The sequence below is a fragment of the Sulfuricaulis sp. genome, assembly GCF_049587675.1.
Classification (GTDB): Bacteria; Pseudomonadota; Gammaproteobacteria; order Acidiferrobacterales; family Sulfurifustaceae; genus Sulfuricaulis.
In genome coordinates, this window is sequence record NZ_JBAVEJ010000232.1 from 1 (window position 1) to 3,250 (window position 3,250).

Here is a 3,250-nt window from a genome sequence, read left to right on the forward strand (position 1 = left end):
GCGCTTGTTGTACTGCCGTGCGCACGTCGAGCGTCGTGGTGTCGAGCAGCCGGCGCACGTCGATCCGGATCCGCTCGATGCCGTTGCGTGCAGTCAGCACCACTGCATCCCCGATGCGCTCGTAGCCGCGCGCATAGGCGATCGCGCCGAACACCACGGCCACGATTGCACCGGCGGCCAGCAGACGCAGCGCCAGTATCCGATGCACATAGGTCTTGAGGGCGTATTCGCGTCGACGCATAGGTATTCCCCGTCAGTGGCTCCATCATTATCGTTGCGGACCTTTCCGCCCTGCGGCAAACCGGAAGGTGGAAGTTGCTATACGTTATCTTAGCAGCACGACCGCAGCACCGGGCCGCCCTGTCTGCCGACAGACGCGGCTCGTTGTTTTTTTATTCGCCATAGGAGGCACAAATATGCAGACTGCCCGCGCTTCACACTTCCGATCCGCTGCGCTCGCTGTCGCGCTGGCAATGAGCGGACTTACCACGCAGGCCTTCGCTGAGGAGACCCGCTGCAATCACACAGTCCTCAAAGGCTTGCAAATAAGATAAAAGCAGACCGTTCGTCCGAAATCGACGCTCGGAAGCATTCCATCTGTCATCGCGCCACCCTCTGGCAATACTCGCACCGAAGAGGAGTCTATCCTCGCTATCGCTGGAAATATCACACGACCGCGTAAGGTTGGAGACGATCCAATCAGCCATGAAATCGATTGATCGCCAAGTGGATCATGTTGACATGCGCTATGCCCGATTCTAAACCTATTAATACGGTACAGGATCGTTTCCGAAGTATGACAGGAGGGACCATGTCGAAAATTCCAATGTTCACTTTTCCCGTTCGGGTATGGCTGATGGTTCTGACCTTGGCGCTTGCCGGCTGCGGCGCGGGTGGGAGCGGGAGCAGTAGCAGTGGGGTCACCCAAGACTCTCCCGCCAGCGTTGTGGCGGCGTCGACGACCGGTGCTGCGCCGGGGGACATCGCGATACTGCGGGTGAGCGTCGATGGTAGCAGCGCCGCGGGCATGTCTTACCGCTGGAGCCAGACCGGTGGCCCGCCCGTGGCTCTCGACGATGGAGACAGGGCGCTCGCCCACTTTGTGATGCCGCCGTTGCCGGCCGACACCGAGCTCGACTTCGAGGTGCGCGCGACGGACCGTGACGGCAAGGCGTGGCACGAGAAGTTCAAAGTCAGGTCGCGCCATTCGCGGCATGGGCGGCACATCTTCGAGTGCAAGACCACACCTCAGTTTGCCGTCTTCCTGGCCGACAAGGAGGTCGATAACCGCCCCGAGCTTTACTTCGCAAGTCTCGACGGTAAGCGGGTGTTCCGGCTGAACGATACTTTGGTACCCGACGGCAAGGTGATGTCAAACTTCAGCATCTCCCCGGATCAGCGCTTTGTGGCCTATATGGCGGATCAGGACACGCACGGAGTTTTTGAACTGTATGTCGCGCGCACCGATGGCGGCGGTGTGCACAAGGTTTCCGGGCCTCTGGTCTCGGGCGGCAACGTATTTGATTTTTCCTGGGCCCCGGACAGCTCACGCATTGTCTACCGGGCCGATCAGCTCACCGACGACGTCTTCGAACTCTTTACCAGCCGCCCGGACGGCAGCAGCAACGTGCGCGTCTCCGGCGATTTGGTGGCCGGTGGCGATGTGTTTGATTATGAGTGGGCGCCGGACAGCTCACGCATTGTCTACCGGGCTATTCAGCTCACCGGCAGCGTTTTCGAGCTGTTTACCAGTCGCCCGAACGGCAGCAACAACGTGCGCGTCTCCGGCGCCATGGTGCACGGGGGCGGCGTGCTTGATTTTGCCTGGGCCCCGGACAGCTCGCGTATTGCCTACCTGGCCGATCAGTTCACCGATAGCATCTTCGAGCTGTTCACCAGCCGCCCGGACGGCAGCGACAACGTGCGCGTATCGGGGCCAATGGTCGCGGGTGGTTACGTCCAATTTAATTTTGCCTGGGCCCCGGACAGCTCGCGCATTGGCTATTTAGCCGATCAACTCAGCCAGGGTGTCGTTGACCTGTTTACCAGCAGGCCCGATGGCAGCGGCAATACCAAGGTCTCCGCCATGCCGTTAGCAGGCGACGTTGTTAATTTCGCCTGGTCGCCGGACAGCACGCGCGTTGCGTATTTAGCCGATCAACTAACCGACGCCGTCTTCGAGCTGTTTACCTCCCGCCCGGATGGGAGCAACAACGTGCGCGTCTCGGGGCCAATGGTCGCGGGCGGCAACGTCCAATCTAATTTTGCCTGGGCGCCGGACAGTTCGCGCATTGCCTATCAGGCCACTCAGTTCAGCAACAACGTCTTCGAGTTGTTTACCTCCCGCCCGGAAGGCAGCGACAACGTGCGCGTTTCCGGGCCGATGGTCGCGGGGAGCTTCGGCGTCTTATTTAATTTTGCCTGGGCCCCGGACAGCTCGCGCATTGCTTACCTGGCCGATCAGCTCGACCCGGGCGTTAACGAGTTGTTTACCGTCACGCCGGATGGCGCGCTTAACCCGCGGGTTTCGGGTGCGATGGTGTTGAACGGTGATGTGTTCAATTTTGACTGGGCGTTGGACAGTTCGCGTATCGTCTACCGGGCCGATCAAATCACCGACGCGGTCTTCGAGTTGTTTGCCAACCGTCCGGATGGCAACACCGCCAACATCAATATCTCCGGCCCGCTCACCACGGGGGGTAGCGTGGTGAATTTTGCACTCAATTAGGGAATTGTTTTTCGGGCACCGTTCCCGCATGCGCGGGAATGACGAAGATAAAATATCTGGATGACGGAATACTTCGCTGTCTTCCGTCCTTTGGGTAACCTTCCGCTGTTCAAAATTGCATCCTAAAGGTCCGAAATCGGCGCGCCCGTCGCCGGGCTGGGGCACGTAGTGTCCGAACTGATGACCTGCGTAAAGCATGGCGATCGGATCCATGCCGGGCATTTTATGATTACCGCTGAATACCTCGACAAATCGCGGGTCGCGTTGCACGGCCGGATCGAGATCTGGCAGCGCCGCCTGCGCATTGAAGTGAATCAATATCGACTTGGTCTCGAATGGCGTCGGCGCGACGCGCGAGTAAAATCTGTCCGGCAGGGCAACAAAGGAATTGTTGAATGGCAGCGTCTGGAGGGAATGCTTCATGCAATGGATCGGCGGCCAGGGGGAGGGATTGCAGGGCCAATGTATCGGCGAAATCCAGCCGTGAGGAGAATCCGGGCTCGCGCGGCAACATGCTTGATG

Annotated in this window: 2 protein-coding genes and 1 pseudogene; 1 reads left to right on the forward strand and 2 read right to left on the reverse strand. The window is 59.5% G+C overall.

What is annotated here, in order from left to right:
* Positions 1-241, reverse strand: a 241-nt coding sequence (locus tag WB402_RS12075) for a hypothetical protein (protein WP_424208188.1), incomplete at its 3' end; no start/stop codon positions are given.
* Positions 242-811: 570 nt separating this feature from the next.
* Between WB402_RS12075 and WB402_RS12080 the strand changes: the two genes are divergently transcribed.
* Positions 812-2,728 carry a hypothetical protein gene (locus WB402_RS12080; RefSeq protein WP_424208190.1) on the forward strand — a complete coding sequence of 639 codons (1,917 nt, stop codon included), beginning with the start codon at positions 812-814 and terminating at the stop codon, positions 2,726-2,728.
* A 198-nt stretch (positions 2,729-2,926) separates the two neighbouring features.
* Here WB402_RS12080 and WB402_RS12085 read toward each other — a convergent pair.
* Positions 2,927-3,151, reverse strand: a pseudogene (locus WB402_RS12085) (hypothetical protein); the annotation flags it as partial.
* Positions 3,152-3,250 lie beyond the last annotated feature (99 nt).